The sequence below is a fragment of the Pseudomonas sp. F2 genome, from assembly GCF_057174385.1.
Genome location: NZ_CM169904.1, coordinates 3,141,063 through 3,165,581, shown reverse-complemented (window position 1 = coordinate 3,165,581; position 24,519 = coordinate 3,141,063). Strand labels below are relative to the sequence as shown.

At 60.4% G+C, this 24,519-nt stretch carries 19 protein-coding genes; 10 read left to right on the top strand and 9 right to left on the bottom strand.

Annotated elements, in window-relative coordinates; translation table 11 throughout:
- Window positions 1–185 precede the first annotated feature (185 nt).
- The gene (gene apbC / locus AC193Q_RS14150; RefSeq protein ID WP_182402265.1) at window positions 186–1,280 is read left to right on the top strand and encodes an iron-sulfur cluster carrier protein ApbC; all 1,095 of its coding nucleotides are present in this window, start codon (window positions 186–188) and stop codon (window positions 1,278–1,280) included.
- Between the two features lie 95 nt (window positions 1,281–1,375).
- Here the strand turns inward: apbC and AC193Q_RS14145 are convergent, their stop codons facing one another.
- The gene (locus AC193Q_RS14145; protein ID WP_047296308.1) at window positions 1,376–2,134 is read right to left on the bottom strand and encodes an SDR family oxidoreductase; all 759 of its coding nucleotides are present in this window, start codon (window positions 2,132–2,134) and stop codon (window positions 1,376–1,378) included.
- 163 nt (window positions 2,135–2,297) lie between these two features.
- Here AC193Q_RS14145 and AC193Q_RS14140 point away from each other — a divergent pair, with 163 nt between their 5' ends.
- The 4 genes from AC193Q_RS14140 to groL all read left to right on the top strand — a co-directional run bounded on the left by AC193Q_RS14140 (window position 2,298) and on the right by groL (window position 5,820).
- Window positions 2,298–3,029: a HugZ family pyridoxamine 5'-phosphate oxidase gene (locus AC193Q_RS14140; RefSeq protein ID WP_047296178.1), complete on the top strand. Its 732-nt coding sequence runs from the start codon at window positions 2,298–2,300 to the stop codon at window positions 3,027–3,029.
- A gap of 65 nt (window positions 3,030–3,094) precedes the next feature.
- Entirely contained in the window at window positions 3,095–3,571 is a 477-nt protein-coding gene (locus AC193Q_RS14135; protein WP_095668424.1) for an FxsA family protein, read from the top strand.
- A 258-nt stretch (window positions 3,572–3,829) separates the two neighbouring features.
- Window positions 3,830–4,123, top strand: a complete 294-nt coding sequence (locus AC193Q_RS14130; RefSeq protein WP_007916610.1) for a co-chaperone GroES — start codon at window positions 3,830–3,832, stop codon at window positions 4,121–4,123.
- A gap of 50 nt (window positions 4,124–4,173) precedes the next feature.
- Entirely contained in the window at window positions 4,174–5,820 is a 1,647-nt protein-coding gene (gene groL, locus AC193Q_RS14125; RefSeq protein ID WP_007964008.1) for a chaperonin GroEL, read from the top strand.
- A 216-nt stretch (window positions 5,821–6,036) separates the two neighbouring features.
- Here the strand turns inward: groL and AC193Q_RS14120 are convergent, their stop codons facing one another.
- Window positions 6,037–7,986 carry an LTA synthase family protein gene (locus AC193Q_RS14120; RefSeq protein WP_483878551.1) on the bottom strand — a complete coding sequence of 650 codons (1,950 nt, stop codon included), beginning with the start codon at window positions 7,984–7,986 and terminating at the stop codon, window positions 6,037–6,039.
- 203 nt (window positions 7,987–8,189) lie between these two features.
- Between AC193Q_RS14120 and AC193Q_RS14115 the strand changes: the two genes are divergently transcribed.
- From AC193Q_RS14115 to AC193Q_RS14095, 5 genes are all read left to right on the top strand, one after another.
- Window positions 8,190–8,873, top strand: a complete 684-nt coding sequence (locus AC193Q_RS14115; protein ID WP_047296172.1) for a response regulator transcription factor — start codon at window positions 8,190–8,192, stop codon at window positions 8,871–8,873.
- On the top strand, window positions 8,863–10,137 hold the full coding sequence (locus tag AC193Q_RS14110) for an ATP-binding protein (protein WP_476286055.1): 1,275 nt from the start codon (window positions 8,863–8,865) through the stop codon (window positions 10,135–10,137). The genes AC193Q_RS14115 and AC193Q_RS14110 overlap by 11 nt, the downstream gene beginning before the upstream one ends.
- A 151-nt stretch (window positions 10,138–10,288) precedes the next feature.
- Complete coding sequence (locus AC193Q_RS14105; RefSeq protein ID WP_047296170.1) at window positions 10,289–10,957, top strand: class I SAM-dependent methyltransferase; 669 nt, start codon at window positions 10,289–10,291, stop codon at window positions 10,955–10,957.
- Window positions 10,958–10,961: 4 nt separating this feature from the next.
- Entirely contained in the window at window positions 10,962–11,675 is a 714-nt protein-coding gene (locus AC193Q_RS14100) for a lipopolysaccharide kinase InaA family protein (protein ID WP_047296168.1), read from the top strand.
- 2 nt (window positions 11,676–11,677) lie between these two features.
- The gene (locus AC193Q_RS14095; protein WP_041068407.1) at window positions 11,678–11,905 is read left to right on the top strand and encodes a hypothetical protein; all 228 of its coding nucleotides are present in this window, start codon (window positions 11,678–11,680) and stop codon (window positions 11,903–11,905) included.
- A gap of 184 nt (window positions 11,906–12,089) precedes the next feature.
- Here AC193Q_RS14095 and AC193Q_RS14090 read toward each other — a convergent pair whose 3' ends face one another.
- From AC193Q_RS14090 to AC193Q_RS14060, 7 genes are all read right to left on the bottom strand, one after another.
- Complete coding sequence (locus tag AC193Q_RS14090; RefSeq protein WP_121186953.1) at window positions 12,090–15,119, bottom strand: multidrug efflux RND transporter permease subunit; 3,030 nt, start codon at window positions 15,117–15,119, stop codon at window positions 12,090–12,092.
- Between the two features lie 13 nt (window positions 15,120–15,132).
- Window positions 15,133–16,281 (bottom strand): efflux RND transporter periplasmic adaptor subunit, encoded by a 1,149-nt coding sequence (locus AC193Q_RS14085; protein WP_047296165.1) that lies wholly within the window; start codon window positions 16,279–16,281, stop codon window positions 15,133–15,135.
- Window positions 16,282–16,564: 283 nt separating this feature from the next.
- Window positions 16,565–17,665, bottom strand: coding sequence for a DUF1513 domain-containing protein (locus tag AC193Q_RS14080; RefSeq protein WP_131671121.1), 1,101 nt, complete (start codon window positions 17,663–17,665; stop codon window positions 16,565–16,567).
- Between the two features lie 14 nt (window positions 17,666–17,679).
- Window positions 17,680–18,744 (bottom strand): imelysin family protein, encoded by a 1,065-nt coding sequence (locus AC193Q_RS14075; protein WP_108183658.1) that lies wholly within the window; start codon window positions 18,742–18,744, stop codon window positions 17,680–17,682.
- 26 nt (window positions 18,745–18,770) lie between these two features.
- The gene (locus tag AC193Q_RS14070) at window positions 18,771–20,198 is read right to left on the bottom strand and encodes a di-heme oxidoreductase family protein (RefSeq protein ID WP_047296160.1); all 1,428 of its coding nucleotides are present in this window, start codon (window positions 20,196–20,198) and stop codon (window positions 18,771–18,773) included.
- 292 nt (window positions 20,199–20,490) lie between these two features.
- On the bottom strand, window positions 20,491–21,834 hold the full coding sequence (locus tag AC193Q_RS14065; RefSeq protein ID WP_483878550.1) for an imelysin family protein: 1,344 nt from the start codon (window positions 21,832–21,834) through the stop codon (window positions 20,491–20,493).
- 228 nt (window positions 21,835–22,062) lie between these two features.
- Window positions 22,063–24,114 (bottom strand): putative bifunctional diguanylate cyclase/phosphodiesterase, encoded by a 2,052-nt coding sequence (locus tag AC193Q_RS14060; RefSeq protein ID WP_041068421.1) that lies wholly within the window; start codon window positions 24,112–24,114, stop codon window positions 22,063–22,065.
- Window positions 24,115–24,519 lie beyond the last annotated feature (405 nt).

Here is a 24,519-nt window from a genome sequence, read left to right as displayed (position 1 = left end):
CCAAACCCGATATCAGGGCCTGTCAGACACACTGCGGGTGATGGTTTTGCGACTGCTGCGCAGCCGATCGGGGATAAATCCCCTCGCCACAGGGGTTAACGGGTTGAAGTAATCAGTTCGCCACAAATCAGCGTCCAGCGTACGATACCCGCCATCTTTTCCCAGTCTTGTTATCGGAGTTGCCCATGAGTGCCGTCACTCGCGCAGCGGTGGAAGCCGTCCTCAGCCAATACACCGACCCCTACCTGAACCAGGACCCGGTCAGCGCCGGTTGCGTGAAACACATCGAGATCGATGGCGACCGCGTCAAGGTTCAGCTGGAAATCGGCTACGCCGCCGGCCTGTTCAAGAGCGGCTGGGCGCAGTTGCTGCAACTGGCCATCGAAAACCTCGATGGGGTGACGATCGCCAGGGTCGAGGTCGACAGCGTGATCGCCGCGCACAAGGCCCAGGCCCAGATCCCGGGCCTGGCCAACGTCAAGAACGTGGTCGCCGTGGCGTCGGGCAAGGGCGGTGTGGGCAAGTCGACCACTGCGGCCAACCTCGCACTGGCGCTGGCCCGCGAAGGCGCCAGGGTGGGGATTCTCGACGCCGACATCTATGGCCCGAGCCAGGGCATCATGTTCGGCATCCCCGAGCGCACTCGCCCCGAGGTCAAGGATCAGAAGTGGTTCGTGCCGCTCAAGGCCCACGGTGTCGAAGTCATGTCGATGGCGTTCCTGACCGACGACAACACGCCGATGGTCTGGCGCGGGCCGATGGTCTCCGGCGCGTTGCTGCAACTGGTTACGCAAACCGCGTGGGGCGACCTCGATTATCTGGTCATCGACATGCCGCCAGGCACTGGCGACATCCAATTGACCCTGGCGCAGAAAGTCCCGGTGGCCGGTGCGGTGATCGTCACCACCCCGCAGGATCTGGCGCTGCTGGACGCACGCAAAGGCGTGGAAATGTTCCGCAAGGTCAACATCCCGGTGCTGGGCGTGGTGGAAAACATGGCGGTGCACATCTGCTCGAACTGCGGACATGCCGAGCATCTGTTCGGTGAGGGCGGTGGCGAGAAGCTGGCGACTCAATATGGTGTCGAACTGCTGGCCTCGCTGCCGCTGTCGATGCTGATCCGCGAGCAGGCCGATGGCGGCAAGCCAACGGTGATCGCCGAGCCGGACAGCCAGATCGCCATGGTCTATCAGGAACTGGCCCGCCACGTCGGCGCGCGCATTGTGTTGCAGGAAGCGGCGACGCCGGCAATGCCGAATATCAGCATCAGTGACGATTGATCGGCGTCGTTTGCTAAAAGATCGCAGCCTGCGGCAGCTCCTACAGAAAAGCTCTGTGTAGGAGCTGCCGCAGGCTGCGATCTTTTGATCTTGCTTTAGATGCGCAACCCGCCATCCATCTCCAGAATCCGCCCGGTGTAGTAGTCGTTTTCGAAGATGTACGCGGCCGAATGGGCGATCTCTTCCGGCTTGCCCATGCGCTTGAGCGGAATACCCGAGGTCATTTTTTCCAGCGCTTCGGGCTTCATGCCCAGGGTCATCTCGGTTTCGATGAAGCCCGGCGCAATGCCCGCCACGCGAATGCCGTAACGCGCCAGTTCCTTGGCCCAAGTCACGGTGGCTGCGGCCACGCCTGCCTTGGCGGCGGAATAGTTGGTCTGGCCGACGTTACCGGCGCGGGAAATCGAGGAAATGTTGATGATCGCGCCGCTGGTCTTCAGCTCGACCATTTTCGCCGCCACTTCACGGGTGCACAGGAACACGCCAGTCAGGTTAACGTCGATCACCGCCTGCCACTGGGCCAGGCTCATTTTGCTCATTTCGCCGTCTTTGACCTTGAGCAGCAGGCCATCGCGCAGGATTCCGGCGTTGTTGATCAGGCCGTGGATCGCGCCGAAATCTTCGGCAACCTGCGCGACCATGTGTTCAACCTGTTCTTCATTGGCCACGTTGCACAGATAGCTGCGCGCCTCGACACCCTTGGCCTTGCAGGCTGCCACCGCGTCATCGAGTTTTTCCTGATTGAGGTCGACCAGTGCAAGCCTGGCGCCTTTGCCGGCGAAATACTCGGCCATGGAACGGCCCAAACCCTGGCAACCGCCGGTGATAATGATTACTTTGTCGTTGAGTTGCATGCGCATGCCCCGATAGCCGGTCTGAGTGGTTTTTGTTATTGGCGACGCTCGATCCGTACCGGTATGGCCAGATTGCACATGAGCATTGCCCGATGGCGTTACAGGGACTTATCCCCAGGCGCCTGTCCGTTTTTTTGACGGATTCTATTTAAGGAGTCATAAATTGAGCGTTGAAGCGGCCAAGAATGCCCGAGAATTGCTTCTCAAGGAATACCGTGGCGTATTGTCGACCCACTCCAAATCGATGCCCGGTTTCCCGTTCGGCTCAGTGGTGCCGTATTGCCTGGACGAGCAAGGCCGCCCGCTGATCCTGATCAGCCGCATCGCCCAACACACTCACAACCTGCAGAAGGACCCGAAGTGTTCGCTGCTGGTGGGCGAGCGTGAGGCCGACGACGTGCAGGCCGTTGGTCGCCTGACCTATCTGGCCGAGGCGCAAAAGCTCGAAGATCCGGCGGCTATCGAAGGCGCCGCCGAGCGTTACTACCGTTATTTCCCCGATTCGCAGAACTACCACAAGGCCCACGATTTTGATTTCTGGGTGCTCAACCCGGTACGTCACCGCTACATCGGCGGTTTCGGCGCGATTCACTGGGTCGATCAATTGACCCTGGCCAATCCGTTCGCCGGCAAGGCGGAAATCAGCATGGTCGAGCACATGAACAGCGATCACGCCAAAGCCATCGCGCATTACGTGGAGCTCAGCGGGTTGCCGCAAACCGTGCCGGCGCAACTGGCCGGAATCGACAGCGAAGGCATGCACCTGCGCATCGGTCAGGCACTGTACTGGTTGCCCTTTCAAGCGCCTTGTCATACGCCGATACAAGTGCGCGAAGCCTTGGTTTCTCTGGCTCACGCCGAGGTCTGGCCAAAAAATGCGGTGGCCGACGCTTGAATTCACGAAAGGGCGACGTCATCTAAGGCTTACTGCAAGGCATTTCTTGCGTTGAGGAATCTTTGATGCGCCCTTTTTTGTTGCTCTTTCTGCTGTTTCCGGTGCTGGAGCTGTTCGTATTCGTCAAAGTGGCAGGGGCGATCGGGTTTTTCCCGGCCCTGCTGCTGATCATTCTCGGCTCGATGTTCGGTGTGTTCGTACTGCGCGTCGCCGGTCTGGCAACTGCGCTGCGTGCCCGTGAAAGCCTGAATCGCGGTGAGTTGCCCGCACAGACCATGCTTGAAGGCTTGATGCTTGCCTTGGCTGGCGGCCTGTTGATCCTGCCGGGTTTCGTCAGTGACGTGGTCGGTCTGGTGATGTTGTTGCCGTTCACCCGTCGTCTGCTGGCCAATAAAATGCGTCAGCGCGCCGAAGAGCAGGCGATGCGTCAGCGGGCCTTTGCCGATGACCTGCAACCCCGTGGCGGTCCTGCACCGCGCCAGCCTCTGGGCCGCGAGGGTGATGTGATCGAAGGCGAGTTCGAACATCGCGACAGCCAGTAACCCCTGCATTGACACGGCACCTTCGGGTGCCGTTTGTTTATGCGCGGCATTCAAGGGGCACATGATGAAAAATTTTCTGTCCCCGCCCTTGTAATCAGCTTATGCGCCCTTATGTATCGGTCACCGAAAGGTTTCCGGCATTCAAGCCGGACAGACTTCCGCGGTTCGCTCGACGAACCGCAACCGGCGCAGGCCGGATTTGTTAAACCCGCCGGGACTACACCGGCCGATGAAAACCACAATTAGGAGAGATCGACAATGAAGCTTCGTCCTCTGCATGACCGCGTCGTCATCCGTCGCAGCGAAGAAGAAAAGAAAACCGCTGGCGGTATCGTCCTGCCAGGTTCGGCTGCTGAAAAAGCCAACCACGGTGTGATTCTCGCTGTAGGCCCGGGCAAGGCTCTGGAAAACGGTGAAGTGCGTGCACTGTCCGTGAAGGAAGGCGACAAGGTTGTGTTCGGTCCTTACTCCGGCAGCAACACTGTGAAAGTTGACGGCGAAGACCTGCTGGTAATGAGCGAGAACGAAATCCTCGCTGTTATCGAAGGCTGATACCCCCGTTCATTTTCCCGTTACTACAAAGTATTTAAGGAATATCGATCATGGCTGCTAAAGAAGTTAAGTTCGGCGATGCCGCTCGCTCCAAGATGCTCAAAGGCGTCAACGTTCTGGCTGACGCGGTAAAAGCGACCCTGGGCCCGAAAGGCCGTAACGTGATTCTCGAGAAGAGCTTCGGCGCTCCGACCATCACCAAGGACGGCGTTTCCGTCGCCAAGGAAATCGAACTCGAAGATCGCTTCGAAAACATGGGCGCGCAGCTGGTCAAAGACGTTGCCTCCCGTGCCAACGATGACGCTGGTGACGGTACTACCACTGCGACCGTTCTGGCTCAATCGATCGTCAACGAAGGCCTGAAAGCCGTCGCTGCCGGCATGAACCCGATGGACCTGAAGCGCGGTATCGACAAAGCGACCATCGCCATCGTCAAAGAGCTGAAAGCCCTGTCCAAGCCATGCGCTGACACCAAGGCCATCGCTCAGGTAGGTACCATCTCCGCCAACTCCGACAACTCCATCGGCGACATCATTGCCGAAGCCATGGAAAAGGTCGGTAAAGAAGGCGTGATCACCGTTGAAGAAGGCTCGGGCCTGGAAAACGAACTGTCGGTTGTAGAAGGCATGCAGTTCGACCGTGGCTACCTGTCCCCGTACTTCGTCAACAAGCCGGACACCATGGTGGCCGAGCTCGACGGCCCGCTGATCCTGCTGGTCGACAAAAAGATCTCGAACATCCGCGAAATGCTGCCAGTGCTGGAAGCCGTTGCCAAAGCCGGCCGTCCACTGCTGATCGTTGCCGAAGACGTTGAAGGCGAAGCCCTGGCGACGCTGGTCGTGAACAACATGCGTGGCATCGTCAAGGTTGCAGCCGTCAAGGCGCCAGGCTTCGGCGACCGTCGCAAGGCCATGCTGCAGGACATCGCCGTTCTGACCGGCGGTACCGTGATCTCCGAAGAGATCGGCCTGAGCCTGGAAAGCACCACCCTGGAGCACCTGGGTAACGCCAAGCGCGTGACCCTGTCCAAGGAGAACACCATCATCGTTGACGGTGCTGGCGTACAAGGTGACATCGAAGCACGTATCGCTCAGATCCGCGCCCAGGTTGCCGAAACTTCCTCGGACTACGACCGTGAAAAACTGCAAGAGCGTCTGGCCAAACTGTCCGGCGGTGTTGCAGTGATCAAGGTTGGCGCTGGTTCCGAAGTTGAAATGAAAGAGAAGAAGGCCCGCGTTGAAGACGCCCTGCACGCAACCCGTGCAGCCGTTGAAGAAGGCGTGGTACCTGGCGGTGGCGTTGCGCTGATCCGTGCTCTGGAAGCCCTGACCGAACTGACCGGCGACAACGCTGACCAGAACGTCGGTATCGCTGTACTGCGTCGTGCTGTTGAAGCACCGCTGCGTCAGATCGCTGCCAACTCCGGTGACGAGCCGAGCGTAGTGGTCAACGAAGTGAAGAACGGCAAAGGTAACTTCGGTTACAACGCCGCTTCCGGCGAATACGGCGACATGATCGAGATGGGCATCCTGGACCCAACCAAGGTCACCCGTTCCGCTCTGCAAGCTGCAGCCTCGATCGGCGGTCTGATCCTGACCACCGAAGCAGCTGTTGCTGATGCACCGAAGAAAGAAGGCTCGGCTGGCGGCGGTATGCCAGACATGGGCGGCATGGGTGGCATGGGCGGCATGATGTAAGCCAGCCTTACCCTGTAACGAAAAACCCCGCCTGCGATGAGCAGGCGGGGTTTTTTATTGCCTTCGATTTGTCGTTGGCGCTATACCGAGGTGCGCCCATCGCTGGCAAGCCAGCTCCCACAGGTTTAGCGCAATCCTTGTGGGAGCTGGCTCGCCAGCGATGGCGTCATGTCAGTCAACACAGAGGCTGACTGACACAACAACGTCCGTCTTCAGTTAACGATCACTGACCTGCGGAGCCTCTTCTTTCACAGGCTTCCAGCTCAGCAACTGCTGTTTGAAGCCATAACTGGCGGTCTGGTAATAGGTGATCGCGCGAGTAATCAGCGGGTCGTCGCTGCTGACCCGCGACTCGCGGCTTTCGGTCAACGCATCGTCATGCCGGCGCAAGCCCTGGCGTGGGCTGAGGATCGCCAGATCCTTGCCATCGAACAGGCCCAGATGCTGGTAGTTGCCGACCACCACGCGCGGTGGCAGCGGGTTGTCCTGCAACAGGTTGCGGCCGAAGAACGTCGAGGTGTAATCCAGGTTCAGCAGGCCCAGCAGTGTCGGGGCCAGATCGATCTGGCTGGCCAGTTGCGCGCTTTCGCGAGCCTCGATCATTTTCGGCGCATAGATGAACAGCGGGATCTGATAGTTGCTGATCGGCAAGTCTTCCTTGCCGGCGCTGCCCGCGGTGTGGTCGGCGACGAAAATGAAGATCGTATTGTCGAACCACGGCTTCTGCCGCGCCTGCTCGAGGAACTGGCCAATCGCATAGTCGGTGTACTTCACCGCGCCATCGCGGCCGTTACCGGACTTGATGTCGATGCGGTTGTCCGGGTAGGTGTAAGGGCGGTGATTGGAGGTGGTCATCAATTGCAGCAGAAACGGCTGTTGCCTGGCGTAATCGGCGTCCGCCAGCTTCAGGGTCTGGCGATACAGATCCTCGTCAGCCATACCCCAGGCGTTTTTGAAGTGGATTTCGGCTTCATCGACGCTGCTCTGATCGACGACGCGATAGCCGTTGCCGCTGAAGAACGCGTTCATGTTGTCGAAGTAACCGCGTCCGCCGTAGACGAACACGCTGTCGTAACCTACGGCGCTGAGCTGTTGGCCAAGGCTGGCGAAACCGCTCTCACGACCGATGCGCTTGACGATCGAGCGGCCCGGCGTTGGCGGGATGGCCAGGGTGATGGCTTCCAGACCGCGGTCGGTGCGGGTGCCGGTGGCGTAGAAGTTATTGAAGTACAGGCTCTGCTTGCGCAAGGCGTCGAGGTTCGGCGTCAGGTTGCGACCGTCGCCGTTGCTGCCCAGGTACTTGGCGCTCAGGCTTTCGATGGTCACCAGCACGATGTTCGGCTTGCGCGGGGTGCCCGGGTTGTCGATCACCCGGCGAATGTCCTGTGGATCTTTGCCAATGAAGCGCGCGTCGCTCTCACTCAGCTCGGAACGGATCTGGCTGGCGACTTTTTCAGCCGGCAGGCTTTTGTAGAACTGGGTGTAGTCCAGTTCATTATTACGGAACGCGGCGAAGAACTGATACGGACCGTTGCTGGCCAGCTCGTTCTGGTAGGCGTTGCCGCCCTGGGCACGTGGGGCGTCCTGACTGAGCAGTTGCAGACTCAGACCCGCGACGATCAGCAGGCCCAGTGCACTGAGCAGACGTCCGCGCAGCGGTGGCAGCGGGGCATTCATGGCGGCATTGAACGGCTTGCGCAAAGCGAAACTGATGACCACGGCCAATACGGCGAGAAGGCTCAGCAGTTTGCCGATCGGGTAGGATTCAAGGACGTTGTTCAGCACTTCGTCGGAGTACACCAGGTAATCGACGGCGATGAAGTTGAAGCGCACGCCGAACTCGTCCCAGAACAGCCATTCGGCCACCGCCACGAACAACATGGCGAACAGGCTGATCGTCAGCAGGACGCGCAGGAACCCGCGATGTCCGCGACGGTGCCACATGCCCGGCGGGCAGAGCAGCAAGTACAGGCCCATTGGCAGTGCCGCGTAGGCAAGAAACCCCAGGTCATACAGCGCGCCGATGCCGAACGCGGAAAGGGCGAAGCCACCGGCCTCATCCAGGTGAGTCAGCAACAGAACCGCGCGCGTCAGGAGAAAAATAACCAGCCAGGCACCGGTGATCAGCAGCAGAAGGCGCACGGGCGCTGTCTTGAAAGAGTCCATCGTCTCGTTTTCCTCATAGCAATGGCGCGCGAGTGTCGCGATGCCACTGTGATCAGGTTGTGAATCGATAGTGAAAACCTTGTTAATGAATTAATTTGCCTGGGCAAATGGACTTGCGCGCGTGCCGGCCCTAGCCCTGAACCGGCGTAGGCCTTAAGCTGCGCGGGCCAAGACGGCCGTCACCGTGTACGGAGGAAATGCCAATGCGAATTCTATTGGTCGAAGACAACCGCGACATCCTGGCCAATCTGGCCGATTACCTGGGGCTCAAAGGCTATACCGTCGATTGTGCCCAGGACGGTTTGTCAGGCTTGCATCTGGCGGCCACCGAGCATTACGACCTGATCGTGCTCGACATCATGCTGCCCGGGATCGATGGCTACACCCTGTGCAAGCGTCTGCGTGAAGACGCGCGGCGCGACACGCCGGTGATCATGCTCACCGCCCGCGATCAACTGGATGATCGTCTGGAGGGCTTCAAGTCCGGGGCCGACGATTACCTGGTCAAGCCGTTTGCCCTGTCCGAACTGGCGGCGCGCGTCGAGGCCGTCATGCGCCGGACCCAGGGTGGCGGACGCCGCGCGTTGCAGGTCGGCGACTTGAGCTACGACCTCGACACCCTGGAAGTGACCCGCGAGGGCAAGCTGCTCAAGCTGAATCCGGTCGGCCTCAAACTGCTGGCGGTGCTGATGCAGAAAAGCCCCCACGTCCTGCGTCGGGAAATTCTCGAAGAAGCATTGTGGGGTGACGACTGCCCGGACAGCGACAGCCTGCGCAGCCATGTCCATCAATTGCGTCAGGTGATCGACAAGCCCTTCGCCAAACCGTTGCTGCAAACCGTGCACGGTGTGGGTTACCGCCTGGCCGAGGGGCGTGATGGAGTTTAAGCAAAGCCTTTCCCAGCGGATCATCATCGCCTTTGCGCTGATGAGTGCGCTGGTGGCCGGGGCCTTCGCCATGGGTATTGTGGCGACCGTGCACCTGGTGGAGGAAAAACTGATTTCGGCGGGGCTGGGCGGCGACCTGCAGCGTCTGTTGCTGATGGACAACGTCTCGGACTGGAGCCATCGCCCGGAACCGGATCAGTTGTTCTATTTCAGCGGTGGGCCAGGCGATTTCGAGCTGCCCAAGGATCTGCGTCACCTTGATGCGGGCTTCCACGAAGTGTTCCGCGAGCAGTTGTCTTATCACGCGATGGTCGAGATCGTCGACGGCCGTCGTTATGTCCTGCTGCAGGATCAAAGCGATTTCGAAGAACGTGAACGCGTGCTGTTTGCCGTGGTGCTGGTGGGTTTTGTACTCAGTCTGGCGCTGGCGGTGTTTCTCGGCTGGGTGTTGGCGCGCAAGGTCATGGCGCCAGTGGTGCGCCTGGCGCGGCAAGTGCGCCACCGCGATCAATTGCTGGGGCTGGCGCCGCCCCTGGCGCCGGACTATGCGGCCGACGAAGTCGGCGAACTGGCGGTGGCGTTCGATGCCACGCTCGGGCGTCTGCGACAGGCACTGACCCGCGAGCGGCTGTTCACCAGCGATGTCAGCCATGAACTGCGTACGCCGTTGATGGTGTTGGCCAGTTCCTGCGAGCTGCTTCTGGAAAACCCCGGGCTGGATCAGCGCGGTCGGGCCCAGGTCGAGCGAATTGCCCGAGCCAGCGAGGAAATGCGCGAACTGGTGCAGACCTTCCTGATGCTCGCCCGCGCTCAGCGGGAAGACGCCGGTTCCGCGCCGCAGCAGACCCTTGCCCAAGTGGCTGACGGACTACTGGGTATCTGGCGTGAACCGATCGAGTCGAAAGGGCTGCGACTGATGTACGAGTCGGGCAACCCGCCGGACACCTGTTTCAATGCCACCCTGCTCAGCGCGGTCATGGGTAATCTGTTGCGCAATGCCTGTCACTACACCGAACACGGATTCATTCGCCTGACACTCAACGACAACGGTTTCATCGTCGAAGACTCTGGCGTGGGCATTCCCGAGGAAAAACGCGAGGCCATGTTCCAGCCCTTTGTGCGTGGCAATGAAAAGCGCGGTGAAGGCTTGGGGCTGGGCTTGTCACTGGTGCAGCGAATCTGTGAAAACCAGGGCTGGGAGGTGACGTTGAGTACCATGGAGCCTAATGGTTGCCGCTTCGAGGTCACGCTGGGCAAGCGTTGAGAATCGTTGACCGGCCCGCGCTATTGCTTTTCGCTTGTAAAACCCTGTAATAATTTGCCGGTTTACCTGACGTAATTTTCACATAGGGACGACCTGACGCTGACATGCCACTACCTATGGTAAGGGTATCAGTCAATCAGGAGCCCCCATGATGAGCAGACCGATCAAGCTCGATTTTTCCGAAAAGTATGATGACCAGCATGCACAAAAATATTTGCGCAAGCATCAGGACGGTCTAGGTCGTCGGTTGTCTCACTGGCGGGACGAGCAGTTGGCCCGCAAGGCGTTGACGCTGGCCGGCGAGCCGGGGCTGGTTCTGGATCTGCCGTGCGGTGCAGGGCGTTTCTGGCCGTTGCTGGCGGAAAAGCCCAACCGGGTGATCATTGGTGCGGACAATTCCGAGTCGATGATCAAGACCGCGATGCAAGCGCAACCGGCTGACGTCGTGAAACGGGTACAACCTTTGCACACCTCAGCGTTCGACATTGCTTTGCCCGATAACGCCGTCGACAGCATTTTCTGCATGCGATTGCTGCATCACATCGGTGAAGCCGAGCACCGGCGGGCGATTCTGCGCGAGTTCGAGCGCGTCACCCGTGATAGCGTCATCATTTCGTTGTGGGTGGACGGTAATTTCAAGGCCTGGAAACGCAAGCGCGCCGAGCGGCGTCGCGGGCAGGAAGGTTACCAGAACCGGTTTGTGTTACCGGCTGTGACAGTTGAAAAAGAATTCGAAGAAGCAGGTTTTCGCATTCAGGAACAACTCGATTTTATCCCGCTCTATGCCATGTGGCGGGTTTACGTATTACGCAAGAGGTAACAGGATGGTGGTGCAAACAGCAGCAGAAACGGAAGTCGCTCCCCAGGATCGCTTCGATTACTACTGGAACCAGCGCGGTGAATGGGTGGAAGAGCCCAACGTACGCCGTGGCGGGGAAAGTGGTGTGCAACGGGTCGTGGGCCGTGACGGCCAGTTACTGTATGCCAAGCGCCAGACCGGACATATCTATCGCAGCTGGCTGCATCCTTTCGGCCGTCCGACGGTCTTGCGCGAGCTGGATGCACTGACCGGCGTCAGCCGTCTCGGTGTCCGCGTCCCGCAAATCGTCTTCTGCGGCGCGCAGCCCGATCCGCAATACAAGTGGCGTGCGCTGTTGGTGACCAAGTCACTGGACGGCTTCGACGAACTTGAAAAGTGGGAAGCCGCCGGTGGTCGTGCGCAATACGGCGAAGCCGTCTACGAGCGCGTGCTCAAAGACCTGGCAGAAAACCTGGCGCGCATGCACAAGGGCCGCTGGCAGCACAGCTGTATCTACATCAAACACGTATTTGTACGGGTGACCGGTGAGGGCGACGCGGCGCAGGTCGAAGTGGCATTGATCGATCTGGAAAAATGCCGCCAGCGTCTGACCGCTTATCGCGCGGCCTCCCATGACATGAAGCAATTGCGTCGCCATTCGTCGTTCAGCGACACGGACTGGAAAAAACTCGTCTACTTTTACGAGACGGCGTTTGGCAGCGCTATCAAAGGTTTATAGCGATGAAACTCGAAATTGCACGAGGTTTGTTTTTGGTTGGAGCCTTGGCAGTTGCTTCATTGGCGGTGGCGGCCTGGGAGCAGCCCCGCATGCAGGTGATCGGTGCCACGACCGGCGATGCTCACTGCGCAGTACCACGGGTGGCGAAAGCCACCGTGGCGACTAAACCCGACCATGATCTGTTGTTGTTCATGTTCGGACTTTCTCAAGGGATGAGGCCACAGAGTTGAACCGATTGAAGCCAAAATGAAAGGCCTCGCAGATGCGAGGCCTTTTTTATGCATGAATGAAAATCCCCTGTGTAGGAGCTGCCGCAGGCTGCGATCTTTTGATCTTGATCTCGGCTTTTAAAAACAAAATCAAAAGATCGTCCGAACGCGGCCCGAACCTTCGGCAGCTCCTACACGGACATGGTCATGATTTGGGATCGGGCTTTGCCAGCAGGGTGTAGATGCACGGCAGCACAAACAGGGTAAACAAGGTGCCGATCGACATCCCCGTGGCAATCACCATGCCGATATCAAACCGGCTCACCGCACCGGCACCGGTCGCCAGAATCAACGGCACCATGCCGAACACCATCGCCGCCGTGGTCATCAACACGGGGCGCAAGCGGATTGCCGCGGCTTCCTCGACCGCTTCGCGCGCGGTCAGGCCTTTGTCCTTGCGTAACTGGTTGGCGAATTCGACGATCAGGATCCCGTGCTTGCTGATCAACCCGATCAATGTCACCAGGCCGACCTGGGTGTAGATGTTCATGCTCGACCAGCCAAGGAACAGCGGAATCAATGCACCACAGATCGACAGCGGCACCGTCACCAGAATCACCAACGGGTCGCGGAAGCTTTCGAACTGCGCCGCCAGCACCAGGAAAATAATCGCCAATGCGAGGGCGAAGGTTACCCACAGGGCGCTGCCTTCCTGCACGTACTGGCGCGAGGCGCCGCCATAGTCGAAGGCGAACCCGGCGGGCGCTTCTTCCCGGGCGATCTGCAGCACGGTGTCGATGGCTTCGCCCATGCTGACCAGCGGGAACCCGGAGATCTTCGCCGCGTTGAGTTGCTGGAACTGGTTGAGCTGGCGCGGCCGTGCCCGGTCGCTGACCTTGATCAGGGTCGACAGCGGCAGCAGCTCGCCCTGAGTGTTTTTCACGTAGTAATTGTTCAGCCAGCCGGGGTTCTCGCGAAACGGTCGCTCGACCTGGGCAATCACCTTGTAACTGCGGCCTTCGATGGTGAAACGGTTGATTTCCGCCTCGCCCAGCAGCGTCGCCAGTGTTCCACCGAGGTCCTGCATCGACACGCCCATCTGCGCGGCTTTGGCGCGGTCGATATCGACCACCACTTCCGGCTTGTCGAACGCCAGATCGAGGTCGACGAAGGCGAACTTGCCGGACTCCATGGCGCGTTTCTTGATCCGGTCAGCGACTTGCAACAGCAACTCGTAGTCGTTGGCCGTGTTGACCACAAACTCGAACGGCAGGCCTTCGCCGGTGCCAGGCAGGGAGGGCAGGTTGAAACCGAAAATCTGCAGGCCGGGGATACTCGCCAGTTTGCCTTGCACCTCGGGCAGGATCTGCATCTGAGTGCGGCTGCGCTCGTTCCACGGCTTGAGCAGGAAGCCGCCGATGCCCGCTTGCACACCGTTGTAGCCATTGATCTGGAACGAGGAGTAGTACTCCGGAAACTCTTTGAAGATCTTGATGAATTCGTCGGTGTAGGTGCTCAGGTAATCGAGGTTGGTCGGCTGGGGGGCCGTGGCCATCATGAAGATGATGCCCTGATCCTCATCAGGAGCCAGTTCCGACTTGGTGAACTTGAGAAACACCGGGATCAGGCACAGCACGATCACTGCGAACACCAGCACCACCGGCCGCGTGTTCAATGTGCCGTGGAGCATGCTCTGGTAGCGGCGTTTGAGACTGTCGAAAATACGGTCGAGGCGGTGCGCCAGGCCACTGGGGTTTTCTTCGTGGCGCAACAGCAGGGCGCACATCATCGGCGACAGGGTCAGGGCGACAATCCCGGAAATCACCACGGCACCGGCCAGGGTCAGGGCGAACTCCTTGAACAAGGCCCCGGTCAGTCCGGTGAGGAAGCCGATCGGCGCATACACCGCCGCCAGGGTGATGGTCATCGACACCACCGGCATGGCGATTTCCCGTGCGCCTTCCAGTGCGGCCTCCAGCGGCGTCTTGCCTTCCTCGATATGCCGGTGGATGTTCTCAACCACGACAATCGCGTCGTCCACCACCAGACCGATGGCCAGCACCATTGCCAGCAGGGTCAGCAGGTTGATCGAATAGCCCATCATCTGCATGAAGAACATCACGCCGATCATCGACAGCGGGATGGTCACCACCGGGATCACCACCGAGCGCAACGCGCCGAGGAACAGGAACACCACCACGATGACGATCAGCACCGCTTCGAACAGGGTTTTCACCACTTCGTCGATCGAGGCCTGAATAAACAGCGTGGCGTCGTAGGCAATCTCGCTCTTGAGGTTGGGCGGCAACTGCGCTTCCAGTTCCGGCATCAGCTTGCGCACTTCCTTGATCACATCCAGCGGGTTGGCCCCGGGCGTGGCCTTGATGCCGATGTACACCGACGGCGTGCCGCCGAACGAGCTGATCGAATCGTAGTTTTCCGCGCCCATCTCGACCCGCGCCACATCACTGAGCAGCACGCGGCTGTCGCCACTGACCTTGAGCGGAAGCGCCGCGAAGGCTTCGGCGGATTTCAGTTCGGTGTTGGCGTTGATGCTGGTGACCACGTATTCGCCCTTCACCTCGCCGGCGGCGGAGAGGAAGTTGTACTGGCGCACGGCGTTGGTCACATCGCTGGCGCTGAGGCCGAAACCGGCGAGCTTCACCGGGTCGAGCCACAGGCGCATGGCGAACACTTGATTGCCGAGAATCTCCGCCTCGGCCATGCCCGGCAAAGTCGCCAGTTTCGGCTGGATCACCCGCGACAGATAGTCGGTGATCTGCGGGTTGCTCAAATCCTTGCTGAAGAAACTGATGTACATCAGCGCCGAGGCGTCGGCCGATTCTTTGCTCAGCACCGGGTCTTCAGCGTCCTGCGGCAGTTTGTTCTTCACCTCGTTGGCCTTGGCCAGCAGTTCGGTGAACAAGCGGTCGGTGTTGGAGCCGATGCGCGCGTAGATCGAGATCACCGAGAAGTTCTGGCGGCTGACCGAGGTCATGTAGTCGATGCCTTCGGCGCTGGCCAGGCTTTGCTGCATCGGTTGGGTGATGTAGCCCTGAATGGTCTCGGCGTTTGCCCCGGGGTAGGCGGTGGTCACCGTGATCAGGGCGTTTTCCATTTGTGGGTATTGGCGCAGCGGCAGTTTGCTCCAGGCCTGGAAACCCAGCAGCACAATCAGCAGGCTGACCACGGTGGCGAGCACCGGGCGGCGGATGAACGGATCGGTAAAAGCCATGGGGATTCCTTGATCAGTCGGCGCGGGGCGGACTGTTCTGCTCGCCGAGGGTCTTGTCGTCGCTGATGGCAATGTGTGCGCCGTTGTCCAGTTTGATCTGGCCGGCGGTCACCACTTGTTCGCCGCTCTGCACGCCCTTGTTGATCATCACCAGGCCATCGCGGCGTTCACCGGTCTCGATGAAACGGCGTTCGGCGATCAGCACCGGCTGGCCCTGGTCGTCCTTGACCACGCTGCCATCTTCGGCCTTCTGTTGCCCGACCACGTACAGCGAGTTGCCGTAGAGGGTGTAGGTGATCGCGCTTTCCGGCACCACGATGTGTTGCTGTGGATCGGGCAGCAGCACGTCGAGGCTGGCAAACATGCCCGGCAGCAATTTGCCGTCGGGGTTGGCCAGGGTCGCGCGCACCAGAATATTGCGCGTGGTGCTCTCGACAATCGGGTTGATCGCGCTGATGGCGCCGGGGAAGGTCTGTCCGGGATAGGCCGCAACTGCGATCTGCACCGGTTGGCCGATGGCCAGTTTTGGCACCGATTGCTCCGGCACATAGAAGTCGGCGTAGAGGCTGCTCAAATCCTGCAGGGTAGCGATTTTAGTGCCGCTGGCGAGGTAGTCGCCGATGTCGACCTGACGAATCCCGATGGTGCCGCTGAACGGCGCGACGATGCGCTTTTTCGCCAGTGCTGCATTGAGCTGATTGACCGTGGCCCGCTCCTTTTGCAGCACGGCCGAGAGCCGGTCGTATTCACCTTTGGAGATGGCCCGGCTGTCGATCAGCTGACTGCCACGACCGAAATCCAGTTGCGCCAGGCCCAGGTCAGCCTTGGCGGTTTCCAGCAGGGCGGCTTCGACGGCACTGTCGAGTTGCAGCAGTGGCTGCCCGGCCTTGACCTTCTGTCCGGATTCGAATTTCAGTTCAGTGACGGTGCCGGCGACTTCAAGACTCAGCTCGACGCCTTGCAAGGCCTTGAGCGAACCGACGGTGGGCAAACGCATCTGCCACGGCTGTTCGGTAGCGCGAGCCACGGCGACGCTGATCGGCGGTTTCGGTTTGGAGAAGCCCTGGATCATGGTGTAGATCGAAAAGGCTTTGTACCCGCCCAATACCAGGACGACCAGCAAGACAACACCCAACATGATCAGCATGCGGCGACGCAGCATTTTTCCAGTTCCTTGGATAAATCAGGTGAGACAGGCGGGCACATTACCCCGAGTCAGGTGGGGATTCCAACTGCCAGTTATTACAGGGGAGTATGAAGTGAAGAAGTCTGAACACTGAACCTGTGGTGAGGGGATTCATCCCCGATGGGTGGCGAAGCCGCCCCAAAACTTGCAACCGCGGACTGTCAATTGAACCGGGTGCGATGGTTTTGCGACTGCTGCGCAGCCGATCGGGGATAAATCCCCTCGCCACAGGTTATGAGTCGTACTCAGAACAGGTGGGTTACGCCATCAGATGAAGATGGTTGTCCCAGAGCCCCGCCGGCAGTTCCAGCGGCTTGGCCAGCAGCTCATCCTGGCGGCAATCGTAGTAGCGGCAACGGCCTTGACCCGAGGTCACGACGAAGCCGTCCTGCACCGCACCGACGCCGGCGCAATCGGGCAGCGGCGCGTCGAGGCGCACTTCGCCGCTGTCCAGATCCCAGATGAAGAAGCGGTTGCCGCGCGGTGCGGTCAACGCCACCAGTCGCAGTTCACTGTGCACCGCAACGCTGGCGGTGTAATGCCCCATCGACTGCAACTGATGCTCTGGCACCGGGAATGCCACGAAGGGCTGGCCCGGACGCTTGATCGCCAACAGCTCGGAACGCTCATGCGAGGCGCCCATGAACTGCTGGCCGGCGACGATGGTGCCGTCGCTGGCAATGCCCAGGTGGCGCACGCTGTTCATCTGCTGCGCAAGGGTTTCCTTGCTCAGCAGCGTGCCGTCGCGCTGCATCAGCACCAGGCTCGGTTCCATGGCGTTGAGGTTCATGTCGACGCGGCTCTCGGCCTCGGTGCGGATCCCGCCGTTGGCCACCACCAGGGTTTCGCCATCGGGCATCCACGACACTTGATGTGGTCCGAGGCCATGGGTGGAGATCTCGCCGCTGTGCACCAGCCGCTCGCCTTCGAACCTGTACACCCCGAGCAGGCCACGCCCCGGATCAGTGGTGTCGTTCTCGGTGGCGTACAGGTATTCGCCGTCCTTGTGCACCACGGCGTGGCCGTAGAAATGCCGGTTCGGCTGCGAGGTCACGGTTTGCAGCAAGGTCCCGTCGCGCAGGTCGATCAGGTAACTCTCGGTGCCCGGGCGGCGGGCGACGAACAGCGCGATCGGCAGCGTCGGGTGGTTGATGATGTCGTGACAACGCTGGCCGACCTGGGTGGCGAACACCCGAGTACCGTCCAGCCGATAACCGACGGCGTAATGCTTGCCGTCGGTGTCGTCGCGCGCCGAGAGCAGCAGCGGGCTCTGATCCTTGCGCTTGAACAGCGTCCAGCCGCCCAGTGTCACTGCTCCCAGCAGCAAACTACCTAAAGTCAGAGCCTGGCGTCGCAGCATGGCACTTGCCCTCATCAGTCACCGTCGTTGGCGTTGAAGCCCAGTTGGATGCCCAGCGCCTTGGCCAGTTCGCCTTCGTGCAGGCGATGGACGACGTTGAGGCTGTCGTAGAGATCGTTGAGTTGTTGACGACCGGCGTCGTCCTGGAGCATTTCGGTCAGCGAGCGCTGCGTGCTGCCGAACAGCTCCAGCGATGCGGCGTAAGCGGCGTCGATTTTGTCTGCCAACGGTTTCTGCTCGGCCGGCAACAGACCGCGCAGGCCCTTGTTGTCGACGCCTTCCCAGACGGTTTTGGCGGCAGCGAGGCTGGCTTCCAGCGCGGTCAGCGACGACTGGCTACGCCATGCATCGGCCTGGAACGGTTGCGGCACCCCCTTGCTCTGACGGCCCATTGGCGTGCCGAGTTTTTTCTTCAGGGTATCGAGGGCGGTGACCTGCACACGCAGCAGATCGGCGATCGCTTCGTGGGAGTCGGCGTAGCGCTGGTTGGGGAATTTGCTCATTTGCGCGAGCATGCCGTCGGTGTTGTTCCAGCTCTGCAGAATCTCTTCGGCCAGTTGCTTCTGGCGCTCGCCGATGGCGATCAGCAACGGGCAGTATTTGGCTTTCTGCTCGGCGTTGGCGACGTCCGGTTTTTCATCGAAGAGGATGTATTCGTAAGCCGACAGGCCCTGCACCACCACGCTGGATTTGGCCAGTGCGGCGGCGTCGATCTGCGGCTGGGCGGTGACCAGTTGCTCGACTTGACGGCCAACGAGGTTTTTCTTGTCCGGCCAGAACTGCACCTGCCACGAACGGTTGCCCTCGGCCAGTGGCCCGATCAGCAACGGTTGCAGCTCTGCCCAGGCTTTCTGCGCGTGCAGGAAGTCGGCGCGGGCGGTTTCCAGGGTTTCCTTGCCTTGGCAGTAGGCGAGGGCGCTGACCGCCAGTTGCTTGTCGGCTTCGACCCAACGGGTGTAGGTCGGCAGGATCACCGATTTGGCGATGGCCGCCGACGTGACTGCTTGCGGGTCCTGCGGCGAGCAGGCGCCAAGAGCAAGCGCGGCAAGGCTGGTGAACAACAACTTGGGACGGAACATGTCGGGCTCCCGATTCTTTTAAGTGTTTAAAGTGAGTTCAAGAACGCCAGCAGCGCGGCACGCTGTTCGGCGTTGAAAGACAAAACCTGTTGCTGCGCCTGCTGCGCTTCGCCGCCATGCCAGAGCACGGCTTCGAGCAGGTTGCGGGCGCGGCCGTCATGCAGAAACTGGGTGTGACCACTGACTGCCTGCGTCAGGCCGATGCCCCACAACGGCGGGGTGCGCCAATCGCGGCCGGAGGCTTGGAATTCGCTGCGGTGGTCGGCCAGACCCTCGCCCATATCGTGCAGCAGCAGATCGCTGTACGGGCGAATCACTTGATTGGCCAGTTCGGGTTCGGCGGCGTTGGCGGCGGTGGTGTATTTCGGGGTGTGGCAGGACTGGCAACCGGCCTGGAAGAACAGGTTCTTGCCGGCCAGCACTTGCTCGTCGTTGACGCCACGGCGCGCCGGCACCGCCAGGTTGCGCGTGTAGAACAGCACCAGACGCAGGATGTTGTCGCTGACTTCCGGCTCGCCGTCCGGGCCATTGCCGTTCGGTGCCTGTTTGCACGCGGTTTGCGCGTCGGTGCAGTCATCGAAGGGGCGCAGGCTGGTCGTGAGGCCCATGTCTCCGGAAAACGCGTGGACATTCTGCTGATTGAGATTGGGTTGCCCGGCTTTCCAGCCGAATCGACCCATGACGGTCTTTTGCTGCGCGTCATCCCAGACCCGATTCGCTCGGCCGTTGATGCCGTTGTTCTCTTTGGCTTGCGCGGCGGCGTTGGCGAGTATCGCGTCCTCGGGAATCGCTTCGAGCAGGCCGAGGCCGATCATCGGCGGCGCAACCCGGGCCGAGAAGCGCGTGTCCGGGTGCATCGGGCCGTAGCCCAACTGAGTGAATTGCAGCACCGGTTTGCGCAGCTCGACTTCGGTGCCGTCCTTGAAACGAATCGGCACCGGGGTGTATTCGACGCGCACCTTGCCCTCGGGCGTAACTCCGGGTACGGCCATGTCCTGGAACTGCCCGCCGTAGACCGGCTCCGGCACTACGCCGAGTTGCTCGATGACGTTGGCATAGGCCGGCGAATCGGGAATCGACAGGCGCACCAGCATCGACACCGCGTTCGCCGCATCCGGTGCCGGCGGGTGGCCACGGCCGTCCTTGATGTGGCAGTTCTGGCAGGCGTTGGTGTTGAACAACGGGCCGAGGCCATCGCGGGCGGTGGTGGTCGACGGCGCGATCACCCACGGACTGCGGAAGAAACTGTTGCCGACACTGAAGTCGACCCGACGCGACGGCGGCAGATTGGCCGAAGGCAGCGAGAACGCATTCTGATCGGTCTTGCGCACAGTCGTCGCCCCGCCCGAACGCGCTTCACCGGGCTCAGCCTTGGTAAAGCGCGGGGCGTCATCGCAGGCACTCAGGCCCAGGGCCAGAAACAGTGCGGACAAGCGAAGCGGCAGCGAGGGCATCAGACATCCTGCGGGCGGGCGAAAACAAAGGCGCAAAGTCTAACAGGGCGGGGGAGTTTGAATAAGAGGAATTATCGTTTGCTTGATTTGCGGCAGGGTTTCACTCGAGACCGAGGCGCAGCCATCGCTGGCAAGCCAGCTCCCACAGTATTTGTGTTGTACTCGGAGTGTGTGAACGCCGCGAAACCTGTGGGAGCTGGCTTGCCAGCGATGAGGCCATCAGCATCACCGCAAAAAGCAGGCATGAAAAAGGCGACCCGAAGGTCGCCTTTTTTGACGCAGACGCGCGTGATCAGAACTCGTGATCAGCGTTGTCCGGGTTCAGGTCGCTGATGCCCAGCTTGCCGGCAGCGGCTTCGATCGAACCGGTCTGCTTGACCAGCGCGGCGATGGCGTCACGCACGATCTGATTGCCGGCGGTGTTGCCCGCAGCGATCAACTGGTCGTAGTGCTCACCCTTGTTGGCGTGATCGACCATGACCTGGATCTTGGCTTCGGTAGCGGCCAGATCGGCTTTCAGCGCGGTGTCGGCAGCCGGGTCAGCCTTGGCCACCAGCGACGACAGGCTGGCGCCGCTCATCTTGGTCCCGTCAACCCGGGTGTACTCGCCCAGGTACACGTTACGAATGCCTTTGGCATCGTAGAAGTGCGAGTTGTGGGTGTTGTCGCTGAAGCAATCCTGTTCGTCTTCCGGCGAGTTGGCTTCCAGCGAAACCTTCATGCGCTCGCCCGCCAGTTCACCCAGGGACAGGCTGCCCATGCCGAACAGCATTTTGCGCAGACCGCTTTCAGCCGGCTCGGCTTCCAGGGTGGCGCGGTAGTTGTCAGCCACGTTCGGCTTCCAGTTGCCGACCATTTCTTCCAGGTCGCTGACCAGCAGTTGGGTCACGGCTTTGAGATAGGCACGGCGACGATCGTTGTGACCGCCAGTGGCGCCGGCGCCTTCCAGGTAATCCGACGCCGGACGGTTGCCGGCGCCCGGGCCGGTGCCGTTCAGGTCCTGGCCCCAGAGCAGGAATTCGATCGCGTGATAGCCAGTGGCGACGTTGGCTTCGGAACCGCCCAGCTCGTTGAGGCTGGCGAGTTTTTCCGGAGTGATGTCCTTCACGTCGACCTTGTCTTCGCCGACCTGCACTTCAGTGTTGGCGATGATGTTGGCGGTGGCACCCGGGTTGCCCAGTGCGTGTTCGTAGGACTTGTCGACGTAGTCGATCAGGCCTTCGTCCAGCGGCCAGGCGTTCACCTGACCTTCCCAGTCGTCGATGATGGTGTTGCCGAAGCGGAACACTTCGCTCTGCAGGTAAGGTACGCGCGCAGCGACCCAGGCAGCCTTGGCGGCTTTCAGGGTGTCGGCGTTCGGCTTGGCGAGGAACGCGTCGACCGCGGTTTGCAGGGTTTTCGCAGTGGATTCGGCATCGCTGTAGACGGCGAAGACCATGTCCGCGTAGTGCGCAACCACAGCCTTGGCGGCGGCTTCATCGACTTTACCGGCAGCGGCGGGGGCCGGTGCAGCGGCGGTGCTGGCGGCCGGCGTCGGCGCGGCCGGAGCGGCAGCCTTGTCTTTGCCTTCGCCGCAACCGGCGAGGGAAATAGCGATGGCCAGCAGACTGGCGGTAGCCAGAGGCATACGAATCATGGCGAACATCCTGCTTCGGTAATGGAATGGACAGGGCGCGGGGGTGCGCAAAGCTGCGACATAATGCAAATCTTTCGCATTATGTGTAAAGGGTTGTGGCTGGAAATATTTCTTATTTACGCCGGTGTGATGGCGCAGATCAAAAGATCGCAGCCTCGTTTCACTCGACAGCTCCCACAGGGGAATGCGATCCCTGTAGGAGCTGCCGCAGGCTGCGATCTTTTGACTTTATAAAATAGCCGCGTTGCTGCGTTGGGCTTGCTTGAGGTAGGCAGTCAGCTCCCGGGCCGGCAGCGGCTTGCTGTAGTGGTAACCCTGACCTTCGTGACAGCCTTCGGAGATGATGTAGGACTCTTGCTCGGCGGTTTCCACGCCTTCGGCGATCACCTGCATGCCCAGGCTCTTGCCCAGCTGGATGATGGCGCGAACGATGGTCGCATCGTCGTCGTCATCCAGCAGGTCCTGAACGAAGCTCTTGTCGATCTTGATCTTGTCCAGCGGCAGGCTTTTCAGGTAACTCAGCGATGAGTAGCCGGTGCCGAAGTCGTCGATGGCAATCAGCGCCCCGGAGCGGCGCAGGCTCAGCAGGTGTTGGGCGGCGGTGCTGATGTCTTCCATCAGGCCGGTTTCGGTGACCTCCAGCTCCAGGCTGCGCGGTGGCAGGCGGTAGATCTGCAGCAGGTTGTTGACCACCCGCGGCAGCTCGGCGTGGTGCAGTTGCACGGTGGACAGGTTGACTGCCATGCGCAGGTCGACGAAGCCCTGATCGTGCCATTCCCTAAGTTGTTTGCAGGCCTGATCGAGCACCCATTCGCCGATGGCGATGATGGTGCCGTTCTGCTCGGCCAGCGGGATGAACAGGTCCGGCGGCACCAGACCATGCTCCGGATGCTGCCAGCGAATCAGTGCTTCGACCCCGACCACGCGGTGATCGCGGTAGCTGATCTGCGGCTGATAGACGAGGTAGAACTGGTCGCGAATCAGCGCGTCACGCAGGTCTTTTTCCAGTTCGCGACGGCGGCGCATCTCGCTGTCGACGCTGGCGATGTAGAACTGATAGCGATTGCGCGAGCGGGTCTTCGCCAGCGTCATGGTCTGCTCGGCTTTCTGCAACAGTTTCTCGGTGCTGTCGCCGTCTTCGGGGAACAGGGTAATGCCGATGGTCGCGCGCAGGCGGATCTGCTGATGATCGAGGTCAAACGCCGCTTCCAGATCATCGAGGATGCTTTGCGCCAGTTCTGCCGCCTCGTAAGGCTGCTCGATATCGGCCTGCACCAGGGCAAACTGGTCGCCACCCAGACGAGCAAGGGCGCCAAGGCGACCGCTGTGGGCGCGCAGGCGATCGGCCAGTGCCAGCAATAACTGGTCGCCGGTCTGGTAGCTGAATTGCTCGTTGATGCCCTTGAAATCATCCAGCCCCACGCACAGTACCGCGACCCGGCGTTGCAGCTTGCCGGCGTCCACCAGAATCTTGTCCAGTTGCTGCTGCAATTGCTGGCGGTTCGGCAGGCCGGTGAGGAAGTCGTACTGGGCCATGCGCAGCAGGCTGTTTTCCGCTTCGTGGCGCAGGTGGGTGTTGCGCTCGATGGACTCGAGCAACTGGTTGGCGGTGTTGATCCAGATCCCCAGTTCGTTTTTCTCATGGCCCTTGAGCTGCGGAATCTTGTGCTCGCTGGGTCGATCGGGATTGATTTCAGTGAGGTGCTCGATGATCCGCGACAGCGGCTTGGTCAGCAGCCAGTGATAGACCAGATACAGCACCAGGCCCATGGCCAGGGCGCGCAGTACGCCGGAAATGAAAATGATCACCGAACTGACGATGAAACTCTCGCCATAGGTGGCGGTGTCGAGGGTGATGCTCAGGTCGCCGTAGTATTCGCTGTAGGGGCCACGACCGACCAGTTGGGTGGTGAAGGTGCGTTCCTGGCCGAGGATCAGATCGGTCAGCCAGCGGCTGTTGGAGTGCTGCAACTCACGGGATTTTTGCGCGAGCATCGCTTCGTTCGGATGGCCGATGGAGGCCTGGCGCACGGCGTCGTCCTGGAACAGGCCTTCGATCACCTGCATGCCCATTTCCCGGTCCAGGCTGTAGACCGCCTGAGTCGAGGGATCACGGAACATGTCGAGGATGCGCTGCGCGTCGCCGGCCACCGCCTGGCGGGTTTTATAGGCATCGAAAACAATCTGGGCGCAGCTCAAGACCACGCCGACGATCAATGCCGAAAGGAGCACGACCCGGAGCAACTTCACCGACAAGCTGTTCTTGAGTTCCAGCTTCAAAGGGTTATTCCTTGTTCCGTGCGGGTAGCGTCAAGTTGCCATGAGTATTGGCAATCCCGTGTTGGCAGTCAAAGGGACAATCAAGCCCAAGGATATTTGCCTGTGGCGTTGGCCGAAATGCTGCTGTCTGGAGTGTCAGCTCTATTTGTACTGTGTCGGTAGTTTCGGCCCTCAACTTGAGCGGTGCGGGACAATTTTTCCTCTGTTTGATGTTAGTCCGATGTGCTGCCCCGGCAAGCCGCCGCAGACAACGGTTATCGTGAGAAAAACGCTATTCCCTGTAGGAGCTGCCGCAGGCTGCGATCTTTTGATCTTGCTTTAAAAAATCAAAGTCAAAAGATCGCAGCCTGCGGCAGCTCCTACACAAAGCAAAGGCATAAAAAAACCCGGCAATAGCCGGGTTTT

Bases quoted from the DNA above. Each gene is read 5' to 3' on its own strand.
- AC193Q_RS14145 (WP_047296308.1), bottom strand. From the start codon at position 2,134: ATGCAACTCAACGACAAAGTAATCATTATCACCGGCGGTTGCCAGGGT.
- AC193Q_RS14135 (WP_095668424.1), top strand. From the start codon at position 3,095: ATGCGCCCTTTTTTGTTGCTCTTTCTGCTGTTTCCGGTGCTGGAGCTG.
- AC193Q_RS14120 (WP_483878551.1), bottom strand. From the start codon at position 7,986: ATGGACTCTTTCAAGACAGCGCCCGTGCGCCTTCTGCTGCTGATCACC.
- apbC (WP_182402265.1), top strand. From the start codon at position 186: ATGAGTGCCGTCACTCGCGCAGCGGTGGAAGCCGTCCTCAGCCAATAC.
- AC193Q_RS14105 (WP_047296170.1), top strand. From the start codon at position 10,289: ATGAGCAGACCGATCAAGCTCGATTTTTCCGAAAAGTATGATGACCAG.
- AC193Q_RS14080 (WP_131671121.1), bottom strand. From the start codon at position 17,665: ATGCTGCGACGCCAGGCTCTGACTTTAGGTAGTTTGCTGCTGGGAGCA.
- groL (WP_007964008.1), top strand. From the start codon at position 4,174: ATGGCTGCTAAAGAAGTTAAGTTCGGCGATGCCGCTCGCTCCAAGATG.
- AC193Q_RS14085 (WP_047296165.1), bottom strand. From the start codon at position 16,281: ATGCTGCGTCGCCGCATGCTGATCATGTTGGGTGTTGTCTTGCTGGTC.
- AC193Q_RS14100 (WP_047296168.1), top strand. From the start codon at position 10,962: ATGGTGGTGCAAACAGCAGCAGAAACGGAAGTCGCTCCCCAGGATCGC.
- AC193Q_RS14115 (WP_047296172.1), top strand. From the start codon at position 8,190: ATGCGAATTCTATTGGTCGAAGACAACCGCGACATCCTGGCCAATCTG.
- AC193Q_RS14075 (WP_108183658.1), bottom strand. From the start codon at position 18,744: ATGTTCCGTCCCAAGTTGTTGTTCACCAGCCTTGCCGCGCTTGCTCTT.
- AC193Q_RS14110 (WP_476286055.1), top strand. From the start codon at position 8,863: ATGGAGTTTAAGCAAAGCCTTTCCCAGCGGATCATCATCGCCTTTGCG.
- AC193Q_RS14065 (WP_483878550.1), bottom strand. From the start codon at position 21,834: ATGATTCGTATGCCTCTGGCTACCGCCAGTCTGCTGGCCATCGCTATT.
- AC193Q_RS14090 (WP_121186953.1), bottom strand. From the start codon at position 15,119: ATGGCTTTTACCGATCCGTTCATCCGCCGCCCGGTGCTCGCCACCGTG.
- AC193Q_RS14095 (WP_041068407.1), top strand. From the start codon at position 11,678: ATGAAACTCGAAATTGCACGAGGTTTGTTTTTGGTTGGAGCCTTGGCA.
- AC193Q_RS14070 (WP_047296160.1), bottom strand. From the start codon at position 20,198: ATGCCCTCGCTGCCGCTTCGCTTGTCCGCACTGTTTCTGGCCCTGGGC.
- AC193Q_RS14130 (WP_007916610.1), top strand. From the start codon at position 3,830: ATGAAGCTTCGTCCTCTGCATGACCGCGTCGTCATCCGTCGCAGCGAA.